Raw genomic sequence first — 23,751 nt, forward strand, 5'->3', positions numbered from 1 at the left:
TTGTCGCTTATTAATAATGTCCAACAGTTCTCGTAGTACTTCCAACACTCTCGGTTCTGCCATACCATATTGTATACTTTCAACCATAGTGTTAATGGTGATCATCATGCTGAGCTTGATAAAGAACAGCTTGTGGATAAAAAAACCGTACATTCCATACATGTGAAAGAAGTTTTAGTGGTATTTTGACTCATCCAAGCATATAAAGTAACTAAATACTTGCTTGGTACCTATCTGTTTGTTGCACAAAACCAACATCCCTAGTAATCTCTCGTAAGATATTTGAAGATAACAATCTTTAAAATTCTTAAGCAAATAATTGTAATTCATCAGATACAAGAATAGACATAAAAAAACGCTATCCTTTCCTATATATTTATAGAAAGAATAGGTTTTTTCATTTTAATAGTATTACTTGATAGTATTGGCATTCCTATTAAAGCTAATATACAAATAACATCAATAAACTTGTAACTATGCCAACCCAAATGCAAAGAATGAAACAATAACCCATAATGTCTTTAATTTTCAATCCCAGCACACCTAAAAGAGGTAATGCCCAGAACGGCTGAATCAAATTTGTCCATGCGTCCCCCCAACCTACCGCCATAGCGATAGTAGCCGGATCTACACCTAACTTCAATCCTGCCGGGACCTGCAGTGGTCCTTGTAAAGCCCATTGCCCCCCGCCAGATGGCGCCAATAAGTTTACCAGCCCCGCTGACCAATATGTAAATATATCAAATGTATCCTTTGACGCAATGGATGCCATCCATTCAATGATTGAGCTTCCCAAACCTGAACTACCTAAAACAGCAATAATCCCTGCATAAAATGGAAACTGTAAGATAATTGGAGAAATGGATTGCGCAGATTCTTTAAATCCTTGTGCAAAGTTACCAAGAGAACCATGTAGGAGCAAACCAAGTGACAAGAAAAACAAATTAATGATATTTAAATCTAAACTATGACCGTTCATGAATTCATAAACACAATACAACGTGCCGATTGCGCCTAATATTATTCCTAAAACTGGTGTCCATTCCAGTTTTTCCGCAGGAGTTAAACTTTTTTGAGGAGGTTTTACAAAAGAATTTGTATCAGTTTCGATTGCTTTATAGCTGATAATCCCACTTTTTGGAGCCATAAGTACAATAATAATTGGCATCGTGATGAATAGAGTGAAAAAAATAATTAAAGTAGAGTAACTAAAGATTGTTTGTGAGGTAGGAATAATTCCAATCATATCTACAAGAAAATGATCCTTTGTGGCAATTGTCAGGCCAATAGAACTGGAGAGACCTGCGCTATATAAGGCTGTCGGAGCATAAGCAGCTGCTACAAGTAATGGAAAATGTGCATTCGCATTCTTTTTTGCTACTTCCTTTGCAATGATAGCTCCCACAACTACGGCTAGCCCCCAATTGATATAGTATGCAATTGCACTGATCAAAAATGTCATCGTATAGGCCTTTTGAGGTGTATCGGCTAACTTTGCAACAGACTGCAAGGCTCTATTAATAAACGGGACAGAAGCTAACGTCATCCCTGTAACCATTAGCAATACCATTTGCATTGTAAACGTTAAATAAGTCCAAAACCCATCCCCCCAAGATTTTACGATTTTGTACGGATTTGAGGGATTCATCAACAAAGCTATAATGAAAGTAAATAAAGTGAGCAGCACTGCAATAACAAAGGCATCCGGGACATATTTCTGAGACCATCTCGAAAATATATTTGCACATCGTGTAAGCAACGATTCTTTCTTTTCTGGTTCTGAATTTGTCTCCATTAAGGAATGTTTCATAAATATTCTCCTTTCTAAATTTTAATAAGGTAAATATAAATAACATTCCACAAAAGAAAATAAAATCCTTTTGCACTTGCTGCATATTAATCAACTAGATCAATATTCAAATACCGTTCCTTTCAACCTTTCTGGGCATTACCAGCATTAGCGATAGCTGGTTTAGGTGCTCGTGACATTATGGGATTTTGTGTTGTGAACTTACTATATGCGGGTTTTATCATTTAGTCTATACTTCTTATTTATTTAAACGAAAAGCTAGTTTTATACTAGCTTTTTTATATAATAAATCACTTATTTCCCACGCAATTTATAATCTTCTCCCACTCTAACTCCGTAAGATGTAATGACTCAAATGCAAAAAAATCTTCGCAAATTTTTCCGATCAGGTGTGGATGTTCCCTCAAAAAATTCCACTGTAACGCTTTAGGAAGAAAATGTATTTCATATTCTTTACTTCCCCGTACTACCTCATCAACTTCTCTTTCACAAATTCCTCTTATCAAGTAGTCATTTCTTAACTCAATTTGAATTTGTTGAAATGTATCGCTGCATTTTTTCAATTGAAGTAAACGCGTAACATACTTCCGAAAAAGTTCGCCATCATACTGAACAAAGTTTATAATACGGTCGACTTCATTCATAATGTACGAGCCTTTTCTTCTATTTGTAATAACCATTTTTCACGCTTTGATACTTTACTCGTTTTCACAGATTGAAACACTGAACGTTTTATATCGCGAATGCCACAAAAACGTAAAACACCTCGCTTCATCATAATCCAATCTGCTGATCGATATAACAATGCGACGTACCATAGAGGCGAGTCTAACGTATTAATAACCCATGCTTTTTTCCCTTGCAATAATCCTTTCGGCAGAGCACCTTCATATTTATAAGCAAATCCAGCTACGAAAATACGATCGATAAATCCTTTTAAAATTGCTGGCATCCCCCACCACCATATTGGATAGATGAATAGAAGTGTATCTGCTTCTTCTACTAACGTTCTGTACCAAGCTGTTTCCTCTTCATTTACTAAATCACGTCTTTTCTTCTCTTCATGAAACACGAGGACTGGATCAAATTGTTCTTTGTATAAATCAAGTACGGTAACTGAATGATTTGTTTCCTGTAGTCCTTTTTGCACATGATTTAAAATCGCCGCGTTAAAACTTGAAGGATTAGGATGAGCGTATACAATTAGTACATTCACTACATAACAACTCCCTCTATAAGTTAAAGTTTCCCCTTCTTTAACAACTTCTCTACAATTTGCACGTTTTTCGAACTTTGTAATAAACGGTTTAATACAGTAAGTAACTCTTCCTTTTCTAAATCTTTCAGTTTCTCTTTAACTGCACTCTCACCAGTGCCTTGAATATCATAAACAACTGCCGCCATATGTTTACAATAATTTTCATAGGGACACTCACAGTTACTTTCTGAAAAATCTTTGAGGTCGATAACGACTTTATAATTTCCTGCATTACCATTCACAAAAGCAAATACTTTATTATCATGTACTTCAACATCTTCTACATGTCCATCTTCATAATATTCATATCCTCTATCAATAATATATTTCGGAATATGCCTATATAGTTCTTTTATTAAATAAGCATACATAACAACACCTCTTCCTTTAATTCCCTTTTGACTTCTAGAGCCCCTGCATGTTATTCTAATAACTGTCAAATAGCAAGTCTATATGACAAAATGACTGACACCTATTCGGCGAAGGTGTCTCTTTTCATTTGCAGCCGATATGAATTGCCTCTTTCAGGCACATTCAATTTTTGACACTACACACTCAACACCATTCCCTGTATCAGGCTGCTTTAGCAGTCTTTTACTCTACATACTCCGTTATTTTAAGAAAAAAAGAGAGCTTAGCTCCCTTTTCTCGCCTTATACAATACCCCTTTTTCAGCATAGAGATATTCATCAGCTAATGTAATTTTCCCATCCAGTTTTAGTTCGTCTAATAATCTTGATAAATAAAATTGATGCAACATCTTTTTCGTGAATTTTCCTTCATGATGCGAAACGATATGTTCTTGAATATCTAATAATGATATCGGCTTATCTTGCTCTATCATATATTCATAAACTGTACTACGCAGTTTTACGTATTTTTCGAGTGTCACAGTAATGCGCAACCCCTTTCTTCTTAATATAAATTTTCGTAATCGGTTTTTTTGCAATAAAAAAACCTCTCCGATAAGAAGAAGTTACGTATATATCTTCGTCTTATCTCCCAGAACAAATATGTTCTGCTGGAATTAGCACCTGCATCGCGGTTGCTGGGTTTCATCGGGCCAGTCCCTCCACCTCTCTGGATAAGAAAATATTCACTTAATTCTTACTATACGTAATTCCACTTTAATTGTCAAACAAATATAATAAATATAACAAATTATATTTTCTTCCTTACTGTTCATACTACCCATATACGAACATGCAAGGAGGATTATGAAATGCATCAAAATGCTCGCGGATATGTACAAGATTCTTTTCAATCATTACAAGAAGCTAAAAATTGTTTAGAAGAAGCGCTCGAAACAGTTGAAAAAGATTTTAATCGCGCTCGTATTGAACAATCACTTTATGCTGTTGAACAAGCTATTCAACGTTGCGAGTACACCGTTCATATTTTAGAAAAAGATTAAAAACTTCCCATCTATTGATGGGAAGTTTTTTCAAATGGCATACTTCATAATTATTGCCGTTATGATTAAAAAATATACAGAATTAGCAATTTCTAAAATTCCTACTTTTATAATAGAAATTTTTTTGCCATACAACACAATTGCTCGAATGACACTTGGTATAAAAATAAGAGAACACCACGGATTAATCGCAAATACAATTATCGTTAATAAGATATGATATCCCCAAGATATAAGACGATACTTCGGGTTATTTTTTTCACGAATCATCGTTTTCACATAGAACGTACTACCTAAAAAGTATAAAAATGAAATAAGTGCAATGAATAAAGCTGTATGATCGATTTGCTTCATTGAAAAGTAATAACTAATTAACCCACCGATACAAAACACAATGATTGCACAAATATCATTTAATAGTGCTCTTTCATTTTTTTGACGGGCGTAATACATATTCACTATAAATAATGGAATCATTACTATTAAGAATAAAAGAATTCGCCACTCATATAATAAAGAAATCATCCCAAATAGGAACGCAATGCTGAAATAAACAATGGCAGCTTGTAAAAACTCTTTTTTTCGTCTTTGCTTTATATACGTAAGAAATGGATACGTGGCTAAATAGATAAAAAACCACGCTAAAAACAATGGAATATGATAAATAGTAGGTTTCCCAAGTATGACACTTAATAAAAAAGGAATAACAAGCATGGCCCATGCACCATGTTGCTTTGGAATAACTAACTTCATTAACTATACACCTCACTTTTGAAAAAAGTTCTCACCTACCATTATACAAATAATTTTATATAATAACGGATGTATATTAAATCGATTTTTTGACAAAAAAATGCTCCTTACAATATGTAAGAAGCATGAAAGAGGCAAACGAATATGTAAGTCGCGACCCTACCTTATATGAGTATGCTTTTCTATGTCACGTTATGCTCATCTAATATACCGTATTTCTTTTTAAATCTTGTAAGAATCGTAATCCATGAAGTACTAAATAGTAATAAGAAAATAACATTCGAAATCGCATGGCTCAAATCAAAGTAAAAACTTGCGATATAATACGAAATGACAGTTTCCCACGTTGCTTCTCGTATAAAACCGAGAAGGCCCCAGAAATTCATAATCCAGCCAAATAAAAAGCCAACAATTACTCCATAAAGAAGTCTTCCCCATAGCTTTTTCATAAAAAATGTATTACGAAGTAGACCTGCTATAAAACCAATCATGCCCCACGAAAACATTTGCCACGGTGTCCACGGACCTTGTCCTAAAAAAATATTAGATACAATTGCTGCTGTAGCACCAATCATAAAACCAGTTTCACTTCCAAATACAATTGCAGAAACGATAATGACAAAAGAAGTTGGTTGTACACTTGGTAAAATAGAAAATGGCACCCGGCTTACTGCTGCAATTGCCGCTAATACAGCAACGAGAACAATTTCACGTGAAACAAACGCCTTTCTTTCAAAACGGATATAGAAAGGTAACATAATAACCGCTAATATAAACAAACTACTTAACATGTAATAACCGTCCATGACAAGTGTCGTAAGAAGTAATGTGCCGATTATTACTGCAAAGATACATATTATGAATGCAACATATCTTTTGGACAAGCTTCGTACACATCCTCCCACGTTAATGCATATGGCAATTCTTTTCGAATGAATCGGTTAATAGATGTTGTATAAAAGAAGTTGCCGCTAAAAAATTCTTTCGGTGCATCATTCATAATGACTGTTCCATCAAATAACATCATACATTGATCAACGTATTTCGCTGCAAACTCAATATCATGCGTTGCCATTACAATTGTTGTACCTTCTTTTTGTAGCTTCCTAAATAGCTCTCCTACTCTTTCTTTCTTCCATGGATCCAACCCCTTTGTCGGTTCATCAAGTAATAATAGCGTTGGCTTTGATAATAACGTCGTACATAACGCAAGTAATTGTTGCTCTCCTCCGCTACAATCGTGCGGATGGCGTTCTTTAAGCGAATACAACCAAAACTGTTTTAGCGTATCTTCTGCTATTTCTTTTCCTTGTTCTCCGTATAATTCACGTGCACGTTCATACACTTCTTCCCACACTGTATCAAATGTAAAATGATAATATGGATGCTGCGATACATACCCAATACTTTTAAATCGTTCTTTCGAATCAATTTTATGTATTACTTTTCCGTTCCACTTTACTTTCCCTCTTCTCGCTTTTTGTAATCCTGCTAAAATCGTTAACAGTGTAGACTTACCTGTACCGTTCTTCCCAACGAGCGCTACCCATTTTCCTTTTTCAATCGAAACTGATAAATCACGTAAAATAAGCGGACTATTTTTTTCATATTGGAACGAAATATGCTCTGCGCTTAAAATTACCTCTTGCTTTTCACTTTGTGCTATTGGCTCATTTACATATGATATCGCTGTAAAATCATTCATTTTCATTTGCGCCTCTCGCACTGTAAACGGAATATCTCTCACATTCCACTCTAAAAATAGCCTTGGAATTTGCGGAATAAATGGACGGAATGTTTCTACTCCCCACATATCCGTAATAACCATTTTAGGACTACCATCATACATAATACGGCCATTATCCATACAAACAACGCGTGTTGCAAGCGGGATAACTTCATCTAAACGATGTTCACTTAAAATAATCGTAATTCCAAGTTCTTCATTAATCCGTTTTAATAATCCTAAAAACTCTTTTGCAGCGATTGGATCTAACTGCGCTGTCGGTTCATCTAATAATAGCAATTTCGGCTGCATAACTAATACCGCAGCTAAATTGACAAGCTGCTTCTGCCCACCAGATAACGTATGAACAGATTGATGCAATAAATCTTGAAATCCTAAAAAGCTAATAAGCTCTGCTATTCTTTTTTGAATAATATGTGATGGTAATCCGATATTTTCTAAAGAAAATGCTAATTCTTGAATCACTGTATCCATAACAATCTGGTTTTCTGGGTTTTGAAATACCATCCCAATTTCTTGGGCAGATAACAAATTAGCTACTTCCTCTATTAAAACACCCTCATAAAATATCTCTCCAGAACGCGTACCAATTGGAAGTAACTCCTTTTTAAAATGTTTTAATAACGTCGTCTTCCCAGATCCCGATCCTCCAGCAAGTGCAATAAACTCACCTTTTTGAACAGAAAGAGAAATATGCTGTAACGCTTTTTCATTTTCATCAGCATATACAAATGATAAATTGTTTATTTCTGCATGCGCCACCATATCCATTCTCTCCCTTCCATTATGATTGGTAAACTAATAAACATCGTAAATACGACAAACATCATCCCATCGTATTGCTGAAATAGAATCGATTCAACTTTCGGATAAATAATCAATTTCCCCCCGCCATAATTACTACATATAATAGCAGCTATAAATAAAATGATTAAATAATTGAGCGTATACCAATCGCGCCTTTCCATTCTATAGCGAATATACGTCGTACGCTTCGTTACACCAAATCCACGAGCTTGCATAGAATCTGCCGTTTGCAGTGCATCTTCTAATGAACAAATTAATAATACTTGCAGTAATTGCATACCATTTTTGACGCGTTCTATTATCGAACCTGAATCTACCTGCACACCTTTCGTTTTTTGGACGAGTGTGATTTTCTTTAATCGCCTTATAAACAAAGGAACAAATCTCACTGTAATCATCGTTAACAATGCAACTTTCGGTGAAATTCTTGAAAACAAATATAAAAATTTATGACTGGAAATAATATTATTGTATGACGCAAACGTAAACATAACTGCAACTAGTAATAACCCCATTACTATTCCAAACATAATCGCCTCAAGCTTAATACGGCTATCACCTAACCAAAATAACGTAGTTCGACCTCTATGCGTTAATAACGAATTAAATAAAATTACCATCAAAAAGAAAACAATTGTGCCCGGTAGCATCTTTCTTATCTTTTCGCTATTTCCTTGCATCACATTTAACATAATAATTAATACTATTGCTCCAATTAAAAAAAGAGGATGAAGACACATCATACATAGTATCATCACCCCGATATAATAGAAAAAATTCACAAAAGGATGTAAAGAAGAAAAACTTATTTTCATAGCCCTTTACCGAATGCCTTTCTTATTGTAATACGTATACCCACTCAATTGTATCGCCTGGTTTTACCGCAGCTACACCAGCACTATGGTTTGGAAAAGCACCGTTCACACGATATTTCCAACCACTAGTATCCGAAATATCTTTTTCATATAAATCATTAATACCTTTTACATAAATACTATCTCTAGATCCGCTTGCATCAACATCTAATCCTGTACGTTGCAATACTTTATACACTGTATCGCCTTCTTGTACATCCATCTTTTTCGCACCCATTATATATCCGTTATTTCCTTTTACCGAGATTGTTACTTGTTTTGCTTGCGGTTTCGGTACTGGTACTGGATCTGGTTTTGGTGGTTCAGGTTTTGGTACTGCCGGAGTCGGTATCGTTTTCTCCGCTTTATTCGGATCAACTTTTTGCTCCTGCTTCGGTGTTTCTTTCGGCTGATTCACAACCTTTGCTTCTTCTTTTACTTCTGGTGCTTTCGGTTGTTGTTTCTCTTCTTGTGCTTGTTGCTGCTCTGGTTGCTTATTTACAGCCGGCTGTTCTTTCGGTTGTTCCTGTTGTTTCTCTTCTTTCTTTACCTCTGGTTGTACCTGCGGCTTTTCCTCTTTCGGCTTCTCTTCTACTTTTTGTTCTTGTTTCTCTTTCTGCTCTTCTTGCTGCTTTTGCTCTGATTCAGCTTGCTTTTCTTCTGTTTTTTCTTCCGGCTTCGCTTCATCTTTTTGTTCTTCTTGTTTCGCTACCTCTTCTTGCTTCGGTTCTACCTTCTTCTCAGGCTTTACAGCTGCCTCTTCACATCCGGCAAGTAGCCCGAGCGAAAGCAGTAAAGAAATGAACCATTTCACCTTACTCATCCTATCTCTCACCTTTCATACGAAAATTAGGAGCAAATAATTGCTCCTAATTTTTTGTTAAGCTGCTTTACGTCTCCATAATACATATGCAGAAGCAATACATAATACACCCATACCTACTTCTGTTGCTGCACTATGAGAAGATGCTCCTGTTTTTGGTAGACTGTTACCGTTTCCGATTTTTTTATCCTTAACCGGTTCGTTATCTACAACTACTTTTAGATTTTCAGCTTTTGTTTCTTGTTGTACTTGTTTTTGTTCTTTCGGTTCTTCAATAACTTCTTTTTCTACTACATTATTTTCTGGTTCAACGACCTTTTCTGGCTCTTCAATCGGTTTTGGCTTAATTACATCACCAGCGTCTACATTAGACCAATCATAAATAGATTTTCCCATTTCCTTAAATTGAAGTAATGCTAAAAGAGCCTGTTCTGTAGCCATTCCGTTACCATTTTGATCACTTGGTAACCATTTAAATTCACCATTTGAAAGTTGATATGATAATAGGTTTTGCATTGCCTTATGAAGACGATTTTGATCTACATCTTTAACAAGTGATAATCCAATAATTGCTTGCGCAGTACTATTTGAATTTTCTTGTCCATCAGCTGAAAAACCGCCATTTTGCAGCTGTTCGTTATATAAATACGCAACAGCTTTTTGTATAGCTGGTTTCACATCTGATCGCTCTTGATAAGGAGCTAATGCTGATAAAACCATACCTGTTACATCAACGCTACTAGCACTATCTTTACTACCTGAACTATTATAAGTCCATCCACCGTCTGTATGCTGATTATTTAACAGTGCTTCCACTAGAGCAACTCTGTTCCATTTTGATTCAACTGGAATCTCATACTTCTTCGTATCAAATGCAAGTAAAGCAAATGCATAACCTGTAACAGAATTCACTTTATCTGACTCATACAATTTTTGAACTAAATTATGTCCACCTACATTTTTAGGGTCTGCACTCATTGCATTCATCATAATAATTGTTCTAGCTAAATCTGTCGCTGAAAAACGGTTAATACGCTTTTCTACTTTTTCAGTTACTGACTTAACATAATTTAATTTTGCCTCAATTGGCACATTCTTTCCAGAACGAGAAAGCGCTACAGCTACCCAATCACTTTCAATTCCATCTTGTAACATCTTGTCTGATGTTTTAGAAATGGCTTCATTTAATTGTGCACTTGGAACTTGAATGTTCTCTTGCTTTGGTTGTTCTGTTTTTTTACCATCTTGTTCACCTTGATTTTTCCCATCTAGCGTTTTATCGTCTTGGTCACCTTGGTTTTTCCCATCTAGCGTTTTATCGTCTTGGTCACCTTGGTTTTTCCCATCTGGCGTTTTACCATCTTGATCACCTTGGTTTTTCTCATCTGGCGTTTTACCGTCTTGGTCACCTTGGTTTTTCTCATCTGGCATTTTATCATCTTGACCTTCTGGTTTTGGTTCTTCTGTTTTGCCACCGTTAGGTTCTTCTGTTTTACACGTTCCGAACTTATCTAACGTTTCTTTCAATGTTTCCTGGCTTATATTGCTCCAGTCTGAAACAAAACGAAAGACAACAACGTCTCCAGATTTTAATTTATAACTATCTGCTCCGACTTCTGCAGACTTATCATTTACATCATACAGCCAAGCACTTGTAGCCCCGGCCATTAAACCATCGATGCCTTTTACATATGTTCCAAACGACATCGTTTCAGATTCTACCTTGTCCCCCATGACCTTTTGCAGCAAACTTAAAGCTGTTTCCCCATCTTTAATTTGCTCTTCTTTCGGACATAACATAATGCCTTTTTGTGATTCCCCAATAATTGCAAGTTTTGCTGTATTTTCTTCAGCAAACGTAATATGTACTGTATTCGCAAAAGAAACAAATACAAGTGTCACTGCCATTAACGACGTAAGCAGCCACTTTTTCAACATTGCCATCCCAAAATTTCCTCCCTTACTACCATTTACACAAAAAAAGGCCCTTCAAGGGCGTGCGATTGACACTCTCTTTTTGTAAGTGTCGAACAAAAATGTACAACACCTCCTACCCGCATTATTCGCGGCTATATTTGTATAGGAAAAATAATTTTGTTTATGAACGTATCATTGTGATAACATTCACTTTTCTCGGCACAACTTACTTCCATTTAAGTTATCGTAAAACGATAAACCTATACATTCTGTAAATTTTAAATTTCTGTATTATTTTACTATTGACAAAGAATTTTGTCCATGCTTTATCGGATTTATTTTCTAAGAATAATAACTTATTAACTCTTAACTATGTAAACTCTTTTCACTAATAATGACGCCATCTTCATCCGCATAGACATATTCATTTGGATTCCAATCCACTTGTCCAAAGTGCAATGAAATATTTCGTTCTCCTTTTCCTTCTTTCACACTTCTATTTGGCATTGTCCCTAACGCTAAAATACCAATATTAATATTCTTTAGTTCACTAGAATCACGAACATATCCATTCACAATAATTCCTGCTAGCTTTCTTTCTTCCGCAATAGCTGCCAAATTATCACCAAGTAACGCACAATTCCTAGACGCTCCGCCATCAACAACTAATACTGTTCCTTCTGGTAATGTTTGCAATCCTTCCTTCACTAGTACATTATCATCTTTCACTTTTACAGTTGCAATTTTCCCGTGGAATTGTTCTTTCTTCCCAAAAGACCGAAAAGGCTGGCGACATATTTGTAATTCCTTTTCAAATTCATCACATAGATCTGTAGTTTTCCACATCTTGTTCCCTCTTTTCCATTTTCTTTCTACATAACATATTCTTGGCTTATTATCGTTTCCCTGTCTAATATTGCAATAATTTGTATGTACGGGAAAAGGATACAAAAACTATTGCCTTAAGAAGCTACCTTTATTATAATCTATTTCACGGATTTAATTCAGAATATTAAAATTAATCAAGTGGAGAAGGAGGAATTTTATGCAAATACAAACTGAGACAAAAAAACAATCTAGTAAACAAAAGTTTAAAATGCCCGATGCGTACGTACTACTATTTTTTATTGCTTTACTTTGCGCCATTGCTACGTATTTCGTTCCTGCTGGAGAATTTAAAAGGGTTACAAACGGGACCGTTACAACAACAATACCAGGTAGCTACCATTCTGTTCCGCAATCACCTGTAGGATTTGTCTCTTTTTTTACCGCTATTGAAAAAGGAATGACACTTGCTGCTCCTATTATCTTTCTAATTTTATTTACAGGTGGAGCCATTGCAATTCTTGAAAAAACAGGTGCCCTTGACGGTTTAATCTATCATGTTATTAACAAATTTCGTAATCAGCAATTACTTTTCATTTGTATAGTTGCCGCACTTTTTTCTATTCTTGGAACGACTGGCATTATCGTTAATTCAGTTATCGGTTTTATCCCCATCGGCATCATCGTTGCACGCACATTAAAATGGGACGCTATCGTCGGTGTAGCAATTATTTATTTAGGTACTTATGCTGGCTTTAATGCTACTATTTTATCTCCCTCACCTTTAGGCATTTCACAAAAGATTGCAGAACTTCCGATGTTTTCCGGAATTGGTTTACGCACCGCAATCTATATATCTTTTTTACTTGCCACTATCCTTTATATAAATTGGTATGTAAAGCGCTTGAAAAAATCGAATAAAGGAAGCATTCTTGGCGATAACTGGTTTCCAAGTAACGCTCTTTCAAGCGAAAAAGAAACAGAGAAAAAAGAAGTTCCTTGGACGATACGTCATAAATTAATTTTACTCGTTTCAGCTTTATCATTAATTGCATTTTTAATAGGTGCTTTTCGTCTACATTGGACGGACGCAGAAATGACTGCTACTTTTATTTTCATAGCAATTATAGCGGGAATAATAGGTGGTATGAAAGCAAACGATATCGCTTCTACTTTTCTAGCAGGTTGCCAAAATCTCATATACGGTGCTTTAATCGTTGGAATGGCTCGTTGTATTTCAGTCATTTTAGAACAAGGAAAATTGCTTGATACGATTGTTAACCAACTCGCACAAACTCTCGAAGGACAAAGCCCTGTATTTGGTGTTATCGGCATGTATGTGAGTAGTGCCGCATTACATTTCCTTATTTCATCCGGGACAGGAGAATCGGTTATTTTTATTCCGATATTAGCTCCATTAGCTGATTTCATGCACATTACACGCCAAGTTACAGTACAGGCTGTTATGCTTGGGGAAGGTGTAGTAAACTGCTTAAATCCAACTTCTGGTGTTTTAATGGGCGTTCTCGCAGCAAGCGGGATTTCTTATGGAAAATGGATTCGTTTCATGGCTCCACTTGCACTCATTTGGTTTATCATTGGACTTGTTTTTCTTATTGTTGGGGTGAATATTGAGTGGGGACCGTACTAAAATACCCATATATACTTAACTTGATAAAATATCTATCCTATTCTCCTCTTCAATCCTATAAAAATCATTTATTCTAGTAAACATATAAGAAGGGATTGATCATAATGATCAATCCCTTTTATCAAAATATAATACCTTTAAAAATCTTAGTTCCAAATTTTATTTACCCATTCAGGATGATCAATAAAAGGATTGCGGTTATGTTGATATTTTGTAAAAATCACTTCATTACGCTTTCGCTCTAAATCATCGACCGGGTCTTGTTCATTCCATTTTAATAAAACAGATAGTTTCCCCATGTATGCATCTTTATTGTTATTCACTTTTTCATTTAGTTCTAAATCTATTTCGCCGTTGTCCCCCTCGTAACGAACAGCCATATAAAACAGCATTCTAGCAATATCTCCTTTTACACTATCACGAGGTTCCCAAGAATCACTATCATATTTACATTCTGTCGCTTCAGAATGATTTACACCACCGTTATCAAAATCCAGATTTCCACGTGAACTATTTACAGATACATCCGTCGCTCTTAAATGATGTAGATCTGTTCCAGGTCCTGCAGTCGTTCCAAAGTCACCGTGAGATTTTGCCCAAACATGCTCTCGGTTCCAGTTATTTACTCCTGATCCATTCGTAAGCTTCCCTTGCGAACGACCAGTATATAAGAGTAACACATTATTTTTATTATTTGGATCTTCATCAGTATCTCTTAGTGCTTCCCAAACCGCACTGTATGATAACTTTGTATGATTATCAATAATATTATGCAGTTCCTTCTTTAATTCTAACCCCGTTTTTCCTATTGCGTTATTATAATATGTATCGTCATAACTTTTTACAATAATCTCTTGTGCTGATGCAGGAGCTACTTCACCGTGTATAGTATCTGTGAATGATAGCGATGCAGAACCTAAAATAAAAAATGAAGATAGTGTAATCATAGCAATCTTTGTATTTCGAAACTTCATATACCCATTCCCCTTTAAAATATAATTTGAAGCTATTCACTAAAAAGTGCTTTCTAACCCCCGAAACCTTTTAGAAATCCATACCCCTTTTCTGTTTATTTAATACACGACTCTATCCAGTCTGTATCACTTCTAAACTTTTTGTTTATTCACATTCCAAACAATTTCACTTTTTACATGGAATATCCTTCTCTTATAAAGATTATTAAAATATTCTTTACAATTAAAAAGTAGTTTAATATTAACTTATAAATTTAAATTTATTTATGCAATAATGCATATTTGATAAATACTTTAAAAAACAGTTTGAATAAAAAGCATTCAAAGAAAACCATGCCACAAAACAGATACAATCTAAGACAGAAATAATAAAAATCAAGATGATAGCTCGACTTTTCCCTTTTCTATAACTGTCTTTATTTTTGTGTAAAACCTTTCTTTCTCTGAATAATACGTACAAAAATAGATTGGATACCATGTAGGCACCAATCTATTTTAATTAAAGAAACTGTGTCAATTCTGAGTTCACAACACGTTGTGCAGTAATGATAACACTGTCAGCTGTTAGTCCATAAACACTATATAGTCCACCAGGTTGATTAGGAACAATTTGAACTTCATATTCAAATGCTTGTCCAAAAGCAGGATGAACTAAACTTAGAGTTGCAAAAGTAGAAGCATTAGAATTCACATTGAAATTTACCTGTTCAATTAATACTAATGAACCGTCAAGTCTAAAAACTCTAGCTACTCCAGTAAGTGGGCCCGCAGTACGGTTAAGGATCTTTACCCTAACTCTATTTGCATTAGCAGGTTGATTTCCTACGTTTTCAATTGGTCCTGTAGTAAGTGCCATATAACATCACCCCCATTATATTATTATGATATTCAACGGTATATATTGACGTTATAGTTTAATTACCCAATTTATTTTAAATAAAAAAGCTTGTTTCTTATATTTTCTATAAGAAACAAGCTTTTTTTTCAACTACCATTCCTAAGACAAGTTTATCCGTCTCGAAAACATTTACAGTTACTTGACGTTTATGCTGGAGCAGAACTACTACTATTTACTTTGCATTGAATCTATATATTTTTTAGCTACTTCATATACATATTCTTGATTTGCGGCTGCTGTATTTGGGTTATATTTCCCGCCGTTTGTTTTATTATTAGATAATACTCGAATCCCTAAAAATGGGACATCATAAGCTTTCGCGATTTGAGCTGCAGCAGCTCCTTCCATTTCTTCTACAGATGTACCGTATTTTGTATGGAACCACTTAATTCTATCTACTTCATTATTCCAAAGGTCTGCTGAGCCTATAGTACCTTCAACCACTTTACCTTTTGTATATTTATCTTTTACCGCATTAGCTGCTGCAAGTAAATCCTTATCTCCTTCGTAGTATCGGATTTTCTCAGCATTTGGATCTTCTCCTGCACTTCCTTCAGAAGCCATTAAGTCCATAGATATCCATTTTGTCGGCTCAATTCCTTGATTCTCATCCATATTTGTTGTTTTTAATGAACCTATATTTGCAACTTGTTTTCCTAATACAATATCAAATACATTTAAATTTGGATCATGTCCACCTGATGTTCCTTGGTTAATAATTGCTGTAGGTTTATATTTTTCAATAGCCACCGCTGTAGCAGCTGCTGTATTCTCCATTCCTTTACCTGTTTTCGCAACGATTACAGGATAATTGTCGACAGTTCCTTTATAAAATACAAAAGTTCCAGACTTTTCTTCTTTCACATTTTTTAGCCTTTTCGCAAACTTTTCTGCTTCTATCGGCATTGGCCCTTGAATTAAGATAGGTTTTTGATTGCTTTTTTCCTCAACTTGTTTCGGACTCGCATTACATCCCGCAAGTATCGAGAATGACAATGCAACAGTAGTTACTAGGGCAGCACATTTTTTCAACGTATTCTTCTTCATAAATAATCTCTCCTCTTTCTCTTGTTGTGTTTTCTATACTCGATGCTTTTGGTCCAAACAAAAAAGTTCTAGAAATTGTAGAAGAATCTCTACTTTCTAGAACTACGGTAGTCAAAGTTAATTGAGCAAAAGATAAAACAAATGCCAAATTATAGATCGGTAGCGCTCATTAGCATAGAACGGCCGAATACTTTAACCCGTAGTCCAGTTCTTTCATTGGGAACTAGGTAGAAACGCTCGGACCATATTACCGAGTATATACGAGTGATGTTATTCAAAATTATTATATGGATAATATAACAAACTATTAGTGTGCGCGCAATTAAAACATGAACATTTTTCGTTAATTTTTTAAAAAATGTTCGTTTTTAAAGATAAATCCGATAAAAAAATAACCTTCCCAAATAACTTACATCGTAAAAAAAATATATACTAAACTAGTTTATCCTACAGCAATCGTTAATGAAAATCTTCCTAAAATAAAAAGAAGTCCCATAAAACTAGAACTTCTTTTTATATGTATATTTACTTCGTTACCTCTCCAAACTGCGCTCTCGTCACTTTCGCCAAGTCATCCACTTTCAGCTCAATTTGTATACCAATCTTCCCGCCACTTACGATCATCGTTTCAAGTGATTGGGCGCTTTCATCGATACATGTAGAAAATAACTTCTTCATTCCGACTGGTGAACAACCACCGCGAATGTATCCTGACACTTTCGTAATATCTTTTACAGGAATCATTTCAATCTTCTTTTCACTTACTGCTTTTGCGGCAGCTTTTAAATTTAATTCCTCATCTACTGGGATGATAAACACATGATAATTTTTACTATTCCCTTGAGCGATTAACGTTTTATATACTTCTCTCACTTCTCGTCCAATTTTCTCGGCTACTGATACGCCATCAATTTTCCCATCGTCTGGATCATATGACATCATCGAATATTCGATCTTTTCTTTATCTAATATTCGCATCGCATTTGTTTTATCTTTTTTCATAACGTTCTCCTTAAAAGGTTATTTCATATTATTAAGTTTTATTATACACCCTTTTCCATTTCTCCTACATAACTTCACGTATATTTCAAAACTAAAAATATTGATAATTCAAAAATCATCTGATATAATTTGGAAAAACTTACGTTAAGGAGAGATTTGCAATGCGAAATTTTAATACTTCTTTCCAACTTCATCATCATACGTAACGCCGTGTATCCGAAGAAAAATTTTTCTTCGTGGGTACAGGGCTTTTCCTGTTGACCCACGAAGCGTTCATAAAGCTATGTGGGTATTTTTATACCTGCATAGCTTTTTTTAATTAAAAAAAGGAGTGATTACAATGGAAATGAAAAATGTAAAAGGAACGAAAGACTATTTACCAGAGGAGCAAGTGCTGCGAAATAAAATTAAAAGAACTTGCGAAGATACATTTGAACGATACGGATGCAAACCGTTAGAGACACCAATGTTAAATATGTATGAGCTTATGTCTTACAAGTACGGTGGTGGCGATGAAATATTAAAAGAAATATATACACTTCAGGATCAAGGAAAACGTGACCTTGCCTTACGATACGATTTAACTATTCCATTCGCAAAAGTCGTGGCAATGAATCCGAACATCCGCCTTCCGTTTAAACGTTATGAAATTGGGAAAGTATTTCGAGATGGGCCAATTAAACAAGGAAGATTTCGTGAATTTATACAATGCGACGTTGATATAGTCGGTGTAGAATCAGTCATGGCTGAAGCGGAACTCATGAGCATGGCGTTTGAGCTGTTCCGAACATTAAACTTAGAGATAACGATCCAATATAATAACCGAAAACTGTTAAATGGTATTCTTCAGGCCATTAACATCCCTACTGAATTAACAAGTGACGTCATTTTATCATTAGACAAAATCGAAAAGATTGGGATTGATGGTGTACGAAAAGATGTATTAGAGCGCGGAATTTCTGAAGAAATGGCTGATACAATATGTAATACTGTATTATCTTGTCTAAAGCTTTCAATTGATGACTTTAAAGACGCTTTCAATACTCCAATCGTTGCCGATGGAGTAAACGAATTGCAACAATTACAGCAATATTTAATCGCTCTTGGAATAAATGAAAATGCTATATTCAATCCGTTTTTAGCGCGAGGACTTACAATGTACACAGGCACCGTATATGAAATCTTTTTAAAAGATGGATCGATTACATCTAGCATCGGTAGCGGCGGTCGATACGATAATATTATTGGGGCATTCCGTGGCGATAATATTAGCTATCCAACAGTCGGTATTTCATTCGGTTTAGACGTTATTTATACAGCACTCTCACAGAAAGAAACGATATCATCTACAGCGGATGTATTTATCATCCCACTCGGGACAGAATTACAATGCTTACAAATTGCCCAGCAATTACGTTCTACCACTTCCTTAAAAGTCGAACTCGAACTAGCAGGACGCAAATTAAAACGTGCTCTTAATTATGCCAATAAAGAGAATATCCCTTACGTGCTTATTATTGGTGAAGAAGAACTTAGTACAGAAACCGTTATGCTGCGGAATATGAAGGAAGGTAGTGAGGTGAAGGTTCCCCTTTCTTCTTTAAGTAGTTATTTATAATACGAACCACCCTCGTTTGGGTGGTTTTTCTATTTTATAGATAAGGAAACAATTAGTTAACATAAAATAATTATATTATACTAAAAACCACAAGTGTTTAATATCCAATCACCTATCTTTTTTGGTAATATATAGATATTAATTATTTTAGGAGGATTTACTTTGAAAACTTACATACAAGCACTAAAGTGGCCTACAGGGATCTATCATCTTTTATTACTTCCTTGCTATTATATATTTCCAAGTCTTGTTAACCTAGATGGGATACCTTTACTACTATTGATTGCTTTACATATCACTACTATTTTATTAGCTAAAAAAGCAGGCATGAATACGTACGCTCATTATATAGGTATTATCGTTACTCTAGTTGCCTTCTTTCCTTATATAGAAATCCTTCTACATATGATAGCAGCCATCTTCCTTTTATTAGATGCTGCTTCTACGAATGCAAAAGAAGTTTATGATTCATAGATGGATAAAATGAAATTTTAATCCATTGAGTTTTGAAATAGGTCAGCAAAAAAGATTTACTTTTTAAGTAAACCTTTTTTCATTTTTAATTACTTTCCTTACTCCAGAATAATAAAAGAATATTCTGTTTAATTTTTATAAATTTCTAAATATTTATAAAACATTCAAATTAACATACATTTTAGTTATGTAAAAAATCTAAGTTTTAAGGAGATGAATCCATGCTTAAAAAGTTGATAGCAGGTGCATTATTAACTGTTTCGTCGTTAACTGGAGGACTGGGGTCAGTATCAGCTAGTACCGAAAAGGATTATTCGATTAGCTCTTTTGAATATGTAACTGTAGATGAAAAGACTGTAGATTCGTTTAACAAATTGGGTGCTCCATCTAAGGAAGACGTAAAAATAACTGTAGTTCTACCGAAACAAAATCAAAATGGAGACTGGTTATCTTATGGATTTTCGAACAAAGAAAGTTTAGATTCTTTTATTGAAAAAGACAAACAAAGGTTGAATAATACAATCAATCCCCTTGGTATTGGAGGGAGCGGACCTAATAGTACAGATTTCTATGAACATGCAAATAAAGGTGGCGAGTATTTTTCTCTTAGTAGCGGTTTTAAAAATTTGCCTCCTAATTGGCAAAATAGAATTTCTTCTGTAAGTACAGCATCCCCTACTGCTAGCTATTCGACAACGCTATGGGATCGTACTTCAACTGAAGGATATGGTAAAGGTATCGTCTTCAAACACTCTGATTGGTATGGTAAAACTGTAAACTTGAATGACTTTGCAATTTCAGCAGTTGAAGTTAAAAAGTAAAAAACATAGAAATAAAGTGAAACTTTAATCAGTGGGGGTTTTGTTCATCCCCCACCTAACTTCTTTGCTTCCACTGAATTTTGAGGTGGGGATCTTACTGCCCGTTAATGCGGGATAAAAGGTGTCTTTACGTATGGAAAACACCTTTTATTTCTACAACTCTTAACTATTATTTTTCGTATTCCTACTTTCCAAAACTTTCTCCATATTATGAGTCGCCCATTCCATCATTAATAGAATCATTGGACGTAGTGATTCACCAAGCTCAGTTAACGAATATTCTACTTTAGGTGGAACTTCACGGTATACTTCACGATGGATGATGCCGTCTGCTTCAAGTTCTCTCAGCTGCAGTGTTAACATTCTTTGTGTGATATTAGGTTTTAATCTTTTTAATTCATTAAACCGCTTTGTACCATCTAATAAATGATACAAAATAACCCCTTTCCATTTTCCACCAATAACCTCAACCATAGCTTCAACTGGACAAGAATATTTATTTAGAAATGGGTAATTTATATTATTTTCATTCGAACAATCCATCATAACTCCTTTCCCTTACCAATAGTATCTTTTTTGATACTATAACACAAAAATGTGCGTACTTGTGTCTATGTTACTTTAAAAATATAATTTACTTACAAAATAAATTAACGAAAAGAGGAACTTTTATGACAAATACAAAAGAGAAAATTATGGAGGCTTTTCATTTCAGACATGCATGTAAAGAGTTCGATCCTATACACAAAATTTCAGAAGAGGATTTTAAATTCATTTTAGAAACAGGCAGATTATCTCCTTCTTCTTTTGGATATGAGCCTTGGAAATTTATTGTCGTACAAAATAAAGAATTAAGAGAAAAACTACAACCGTATTCATGGGGCGCTGGTGGGCAACTTGCAACAGCAAGCCACTTCGTCATTGTTCTTTCAAGAAACATTAAAGATATGCACTATGATGCAGAGTATATTAAATATATGATGAACGATATTATTGGATTGCCTGAAGACACTCAAAAAATTAGATATGAATTCTTCAAAAAGTTCCAGGAAACAGATTTTAACTTATTACAATCCGATCGTGCTGTATTTGATTGGGCATCTAAACAAACTTATATTGCTTTAGGTAATATGATGACGAGCGCAGCTCAAATCGGTATTGATTCTTGTCCAATAGAAGGATTTGATAAAGAGGAAGTAGATTCTTTACTTCGTCAAGAAGGCATTATACAAGGCGATAACTTTGAAGCATCAGTTATGGTTGCCTTTGGTTACCGTAAAGAAGAGCCAAAGCGTGATAAAACAAGACAGACTATGGATACAATTGTTGAATGGATTAAGTAATATAGCACAGACAAATAATGCTCCTAATAGCTGTATACTCATACTAAAGAAGAATCAGTTGTTTTCTTACGTATGAATTTGGTTTTTCATGGAAAGATATGTTAGTATGTATACAGTTTGAGTGCTCTATTTTTAGAGTCGAACAGGAGGAGAATGAATATGTCTGATATTGAAGTTGGCGAAGTGTTTACTCTTAGTGATGAGAATAACGAAGAGCAAGAAGTAGAAGTACTTGGAGCGATGGATGTCGAAGGCGCAGAGTATATTGCAGTTGCCTTTGTTGAAGATATCCAAACAGAAACTGAGGAAGACATTGATATTTTCTTTTTAAAAGTAGAAGAAGATAATGAGTTTTCATACATTGAAAATGATGAAGAGTTTGATAAAGTATCTGCTGCTTTTGATAAGATTTTAGATGAACAAGAACAAGAGTAAACACGAGGGGGGATGCATATCCGCCCTCTTTTTATTTATTACTCATCCAGAGACTCACGCAGTAATTGCAGTACATCTTTCATCGCAAAAGGTCCATCTTTTTTAACATGCTCCGCAAATTCTGAAACGAGACGTAATGTTCTCACACTTTCGATTGGATGTTCTCCTGATGCACTTTCAGCTGAAAGCATAACTGCATTCGTCCCGTCCAGTACAGCTTGAAACACATCAGTCACCTCTGCTCTTGTTGGAATAGAATGATCTACCATAGATTGAAGCATTTGTGTTGCTGTAATGACATATGTATTCGTTCGATTACATTCCTGAATCATCATTTTCTGTAAAAGCGGAATGCATTGATACGGTAACTCTACTCCTAAATCGCCCCTTGCAATCATAATTCCATCTGCTTCTTTACATATATCTTGAAAATTCTCGATTGCTTCCATCGTTTCTATTTTTGCAATTACATTAGGTGACGTTTCTTTATACTGTTGTATAAAATCCCGTATTTCTTTTATATGACTAGGTTTTCTTACGAAAGAACACGCGATAAAATCAACATTCTCTTCTAAAAGAAACTGAATATCTTTTTTATCTTTCTCTGTAATAGCTGGTAAACGAACAGCCGCATCTGGTAAATTAACTCCTTTATGAGATGAGATATTGCCACCTGTTTTTACCTTCGTTTCTATTTTGTCCGTACTTATCTTTTCAACAATTAATTCAACTTCTCCATCATTAATCAAAATTCTACTGTCTACTTTCACATCATTCGCAATTCCTTCATAATCAACGCTTGCTTCTGTATTACTCCCTGTAACTGGTTGTGTATGTAAAATAAAAGAATCTCCTGCCTGAAGTGTAATTTGCTCTCCCTTCACTTCACCTAATCTTATTTTAGGACCTTGTACATCACCCAAAAATTTAATAGAGTCATCTAATGATTTCACTAAACGAATGATGTCTTTATGACTTTCATGCGTGCCATGCGATAAATTTAGTCGAACAATTTTCATACCATTCTTTATTAACTGTGCTAACGTTTCTTTATTATTACTTGCGGGTCCAATTGTACAAATTCGATCAATTGTCATTTTTGTCACCATCCTTTTTTAAATAAGTTTCCCATATGAATTTAAAAATAACAGACATAATGACATGAATAGATTAAAATTTACACAAATTTCATAAGGTTAAATCTATATTCCTTGCTGGCTAAGCATTAGAAGATATATTCGCTTTTTTGCAAATGAAGATATGTTGAATTGAAAGTAAAA

The 23,751-nt window shown here is 34.8% G+C and carries 25 protein-coding genes, 1 pseudogene and 2 riboswitches; of the genes and pseudogenes, 8 read left to right on the top strand and 18 right to left on the bottom strand.

The features are described from left to right. Window positions 1–442: 442 nt before the first annotated feature. The gene (locus tag DN403_RS10265; protein ID WP_000682890.1) at window positions 443–1,810 is read right to left on the bottom strand and encodes a short-chain fatty acid transporter; all 1,368 of its coding nucleotides are present in this window, start codon (window positions 1,808–1,810) and stop codon (window positions 443–445) included. Window positions 1,811–1,933: 123 nt separating this feature from the next. On the opposite strand from DN403_RS10265, the pseudogene DN403_RS10270 reads away from it, so the two are divergent. Further along, window positions 1,934–2,060: pseudogene (locus DN403_RS10270) on the top strand (TIGR00366 family protein); the annotation flags it as partial. A 40-nt stretch (window positions 2,061–2,100) separates the two neighbouring features. Here the strand turns inward: DN403_RS10270 and DN403_RS10275 are convergent. The 4 genes from DN403_RS10275 to DN403_RS10290 all read right to left on the bottom strand — a co-directional run bounded on the left by DN403_RS10275 (window position 2,101) and on the right by DN403_RS10290 (window position 3,960). Beyond that, window positions 2,101–2,454 (bottom strand): hypothetical protein, encoded by a 354-nt coding sequence (locus tag DN403_RS10275; protein ID WP_016098722.1) that lies wholly within the window; start codon window positions 2,452–2,454, stop codon window positions 2,101–2,103. Continuing rightward, window positions 2,451–3,026 carry an NAD(P)H-dependent oxidoreductase gene (locus tag DN403_RS10280; protein WP_001101656.1) on the bottom strand — a complete coding sequence of 192 codons (576 nt, stop codon included), beginning with the start codon at window positions 3,024–3,026 and terminating at the stop codon, window positions 2,451–2,453. Before DN403_RS10280 ends, DN403_RS10275 begins: the two co-directional genes overlap by 4 nt. A gap of 23 nt (window positions 3,027–3,049) precedes the next feature. After that, entirely contained in the window at window positions 3,050–3,439 is a 390-nt protein-coding gene (locus tag DN403_RS10285) for an SWIM zinc finger family protein (protein WP_000271478.1), read from the bottom strand. Between the two features lie 263 nt (window positions 3,440–3,702). After that, window positions 3,703–3,960, bottom strand: a complete 258-nt coding sequence (locus DN403_RS10290; protein ID WP_000171476.1) for a hypothetical protein — start codon at window positions 3,958–3,960, stop codon at window positions 3,703–3,705. A 100-nt stretch (window positions 3,961–4,060) separates the two neighbouring features. Then, window positions 4,061–4,159, bottom strand: a riboswitch (SAM riboswitch). Window positions 4,160–4,290: 131 nt separating this feature from the next. Here DN403_RS10290 and DN403_RS10295 point away from each other — a divergent pair. Beyond that, window positions 4,291–4,482, top strand: a complete 192-nt coding sequence (locus DN403_RS10295; RefSeq protein ID WP_000554032.1) for a hypothetical protein — start codon at window positions 4,291–4,293, stop codon at window positions 4,480–4,482. Between the two features lie 30 nt (window positions 4,483–4,512). Here the strand turns inward: DN403_RS10295 and DN403_RS10300 are convergent, their stop codons facing one another. The 7 genes from DN403_RS10300 to rraA form a co-directional block, all read right to left on the bottom strand. After that, window positions 4,513–5,235, bottom strand: coding sequence for a YwiC-like family protein (locus DN403_RS10300; protein WP_000779977.1), 723 nt, complete (start codon window positions 5,233–5,235; stop codon window positions 4,513–4,515). Window positions 5,236–5,417: 182 nt separating this feature from the next. Continuing rightward, the gene (locus DN403_RS10305) at window positions 5,418–6,119 is read right to left on the bottom strand and encodes an ECF transporter S component (protein ID WP_000044907.1); all 702 of its coding nucleotides are present in this window, start codon (window positions 6,117–6,119) and stop codon (window positions 5,418–5,420) included. Beyond that, window positions 6,092–7,753 (bottom strand): ABC transporter ATP-binding protein, encoded by a 1,662-nt coding sequence (locus tag DN403_RS10310; protein ID WP_042886742.1) that lies wholly within the window; start codon window positions 7,751–7,753, stop codon window positions 6,092–6,094. The genes DN403_RS10305 and DN403_RS10310 overlap by 28 nt, the downstream gene beginning before the upstream one ends. Next, on the bottom strand, window positions 7,726–8,604 hold the full coding sequence (locus DN403_RS10315) for an energy-coupling factor transporter transmembrane component T (RefSeq protein ID WP_002082467.1): 879 nt from the start codon (window positions 8,602–8,604) through the stop codon (window positions 7,726–7,728). Before DN403_RS10315 ends, DN403_RS10310 begins: the two co-directional genes overlap by 28 nt. Window positions 8,605–8,626: 22 nt before the next feature. Further along, window positions 8,627–9,466, bottom strand: a complete 840-nt coding sequence (locus DN403_RS10320; RefSeq protein ID WP_149185450.1) for a DUF4430 domain-containing protein — start codon at window positions 9,464–9,466, stop codon at window positions 8,627–8,629. 57 nt (window positions 9,467–9,523) lie between these two features. Next, entirely contained in the window at window positions 9,524–11,410 is a 1,887-nt protein-coding gene (locus DN403_RS10325; protein ID WP_149185451.1) for a DUF4430 domain-containing protein, read from the bottom strand. 339 nt (window positions 11,411–11,749) lie between these two features. Continuing rightward, entirely contained in the window at window positions 11,750–12,229 is a 480-nt protein-coding gene (rraA, locus tag DN403_RS10330; protein WP_000266028.1) for a ribonuclease E activity regulator RraA, read from the bottom strand. 199 nt (window positions 12,230–12,428) lie between these two features. Between rraA and DN403_RS10335 the strand changes: the two genes are divergently transcribed. Then, window positions 12,429–13,859: a YfcC family protein gene (locus DN403_RS10335; RefSeq protein WP_001166983.1), complete on the top strand. Its 1,431-nt coding sequence runs from the start codon at window positions 12,429–12,431 to the stop codon at window positions 13,857–13,859. 146 nt (window positions 13,860–14,005) lie between these two features. Here DN403_RS10335 and DN403_RS10340 read toward each other — a convergent pair whose 3' ends face one another. From DN403_RS10340 to ybaK, 4 genes are all read right to left on the bottom strand, one after another. Further along, window positions 14,006–14,833: an endonuclease I family protein gene (locus DN403_RS10340; protein WP_000672181.1), complete on the bottom strand. Its 828-nt coding sequence runs from the start codon at window positions 14,831–14,833 to the stop codon at window positions 14,006–14,008. A 499-nt stretch (window positions 14,834–15,332) separates the two neighbouring features. Further along, window positions 15,333–15,689, bottom strand: coding sequence for a hypothetical protein (locus DN403_RS10345; protein ID WP_001229421.1), 357 nt, complete (start codon window positions 15,687–15,689; stop codon window positions 15,333–15,335). Window positions 15,690–15,899: 210 nt separating this feature from the next. Next, window positions 15,900–16,778 (bottom strand): 5'-methylthioadenosine/S-adenosylhomocysteine nucleosidase, encoded by an 879-nt coding sequence (locus DN403_RS10350; protein WP_000742456.1) that lies wholly within the window; start codon window positions 16,776–16,778, stop codon window positions 15,900–15,902. A 180-nt stretch (window positions 16,779–16,958) separates the two neighbouring features. Next, a riboswitch (purine riboswitch) is annotated at window positions 16,959–17,062 on the bottom strand. 241 nt (window positions 17,063–17,303) lie between these two features. Then, a complete protein-coding gene (gene ybaK / locus DN403_RS10355) occupies window positions 17,304–17,780 on the bottom strand; it encodes a Cys-tRNA(Pro) deacylase (RefSeq protein ID WP_000710860.1) in 477 nt (158 codons plus the stop codon). Window positions 17,781–18,120: 340 nt separating this feature from the next. Here ybaK and DN403_RS10360 point away from each other — a divergent pair, with 340 nt between their 5' ends. The 3 genes from DN403_RS10360 (at window position 18,121) to DN403_RS10370 (ending at window position 20,693) form a co-directional block, all read left to right on the top strand. Then, entirely contained in the window at window positions 18,121–19,398 is a 1,278-nt protein-coding gene (locus DN403_RS10360; RefSeq protein ID WP_000425329.1) for a histidine--tRNA ligase, read from the top strand. 162 nt (window positions 19,399–19,560) lie between these two features. Beyond that, entirely contained in the window at window positions 19,561–19,872 is a 312-nt protein-coding gene (locus DN403_RS10365) for a hypothetical protein (RefSeq protein WP_000860702.1), read from the top strand. Window positions 19,873–20,093: 221 nt separating this feature from the next. Continuing rightward, complete coding sequence (locus tag DN403_RS10370; protein WP_149185452.1) at window positions 20,094–20,693, top strand: hypothetical protein; 600 nt, start codon at window positions 20,094–20,096, stop codon at window positions 20,691–20,693. 162 nt (window positions 20,694–20,855) lie between these two features. Here DN403_RS10370 and DN403_RS10375 read toward each other — a convergent pair whose 3' ends face one another. Beyond that, a complete protein-coding gene (locus DN403_RS10375; protein ID WP_000340656.1) occupies window positions 20,856–21,236 on the bottom strand; it encodes a winged helix-turn-helix transcriptional regulator in 381 nt (126 codons plus the stop codon). 128 nt (window positions 21,237–21,364) lie between these two features. Between DN403_RS10375 and DN403_RS10380 the strand changes: the two genes are divergently transcribed. Next, window positions 21,365–22,036 (top strand): NAD(P)H-dependent oxidoreductase, encoded by a 672-nt coding sequence (locus tag DN403_RS10380; protein ID WP_000185607.1) that lies wholly within the window; start codon window positions 21,365–21,367, stop codon window positions 22,034–22,036. A gap of 153 nt (window positions 22,037–22,189) precedes the next feature. Continuing rightward, window positions 22,190–22,471 carry a DUF1292 domain-containing protein gene (locus DN403_RS10385; protein ID WP_025118598.1) on the top strand — a complete coding sequence of 94 codons (282 nt, stop codon included), beginning with the start codon at window positions 22,190–22,192 and terminating at the stop codon, window positions 22,469–22,471. A 38-nt stretch (window positions 22,472–22,509) separates the two neighbouring features. On the opposite strand, the gene DN403_RS10390 is transcribed toward DN403_RS10385, so the two are convergent. Then, window positions 22,510–23,568: a pyruvate kinase gene (locus DN403_RS10390; protein WP_000151077.1), complete on the bottom strand. Its 1,059-nt coding sequence runs from the start codon at window positions 23,566–23,568 to the stop codon at window positions 22,510–22,512. Window positions 23,569–23,751: the final 183 nt, after the last annotated feature.

The organism is Bacillus sp. AY2-1, from assembly GCF_008368965.1.
GTDB lineage: Bacteria > Bacillota > Bacilli > Bacillales > Bacillaceae_G > Bacillus_A > Bacillus_A thuringiensis_S.

Coding starts and splice junctions, on each gene's coding strand:
- DN403_RS10265 (WP_000682890.1), bottom strand. CDS start 1,810: ATGAAACATTCCTTAATGGAGACAAATTCAGAACCAGAAAAGAAAGAA.
- DN403_RS10275 (WP_016098722.1), bottom strand. CDS start 2,454: ATGAATGAAGTCGACCGTATTATAAACTTTGTTCAGTATGATGGCGAA.
- DN403_RS10285 (WP_000271478.1), bottom strand. CDS start 3,439: ATGTATGCTTATTTAATAAAAGAACTATATAGGCATATTCCGAAATAT.
- DN403_RS10295 (WP_000554032.1), top strand. CDS start 4,291: ATGCATCAAAATGCTCGCGGATATGTACAAGATTCTTTTCAATCATTA.
- DN403_RS10300 (WP_000779977.1), bottom strand. CDS start 5,235: ATGAAGTTAGTTATTCCAAAGCAACATGGTGCATGGGCCATGCTTGTT.
- DN403_RS10310 (WP_042886742.1), bottom strand. CDS start 7,753: ATGGATATGGTGGCGCATGCAGAAATAAACAATTTATCATTTGTATAT.
- DN403_RS10315 (WP_002082467.1), bottom strand. CDS start 8,604: ATGAAAATAAGTTTTTCTTCTTTACATCCTTTTGTGAATTTTTTCTAT.
- DN403_RS10320 (WP_149185450.1), bottom strand. CDS start 9,466: ATGAGTAAGGTGAAATGGTTCATTTCTTTACTGCTTTCGCTCGGGCTA.
- DN403_RS10325 (WP_149185451.1), bottom strand. CDS start 11,410: ATGGCAATGTTGAAAAAGTGGCTGCTTACGTCGTTAATGGCAGTGACA.
- rraA (WP_000266028.1), bottom strand. CDS start 12,229: ATGTGGAAAACTACAGATCTATGTGATGAATTTGAAAAGGAATTACAA.
- DN403_RS10335 (WP_001166983.1), top strand. CDS start 12,429: ATGCAAATACAAACTGAGACAAAAAAACAATCTAGTAAACAAAAGTTT.
- DN403_RS10340 (WP_000672181.1), bottom strand. CDS start 14,833: ATGAAGTTTCGAAATACAAAGATTGCTATGATTACACTATCTTCATTT.
- DN403_RS10345 (WP_001229421.1), bottom strand. CDS start 15,689: ATGGCACTTACTACAGGACCAATTGAAAACGTAGGAAATCAACCTGCT.
- DN403_RS10350 (WP_000742456.1), bottom strand. CDS start 16,778: ATGAAGAAGAATACGTTGAAAAAATGTGCTGCCCTAGTAACTACTGTT.
- ybaK (WP_000710860.1), bottom strand. CDS start 17,780: ATGAAAAAAGATAAAACAAATGCGATGCGAATATTAGATAAAGAAAAG.
- DN403_RS10360 (WP_000425329.1), top strand. CDS start 18,121: ATGGAAATGAAAAATGTAAAAGGAACGAAAGACTATTTACCAGAGGAG.
- DN403_RS10370 (WP_149185452.1), top strand. CDS start 20,094: ATGCTTAAAAAGTTGATAGCAGGTGCATTATTAACTGTTTCGTCGTTA.
- DN403_RS10375 (WP_000340656.1), bottom strand. CDS start 21,236: ATGGATTGTTCGAATGAAAATAATATAAATTACCCATTTCTAAATAAA.
- DN403_RS10380 (WP_000185607.1), top strand. CDS start 21,365: ATGACAAATACAAAAGAGAAAATTATGGAGGCTTTTCATTTCAGACAT.
- DN403_RS10385 (WP_025118598.1), top strand. CDS start 22,190: ATGAATATGTCTGATATTGAAGTTGGCGAAGTGTTTACTCTTAGTGAT.
- DN403_RS10390 (WP_000151077.1), bottom strand. CDS start 23,568: ATGACAATTGATCGAATTTGTACAATTGGACCCGCAAGTAATAATAAA.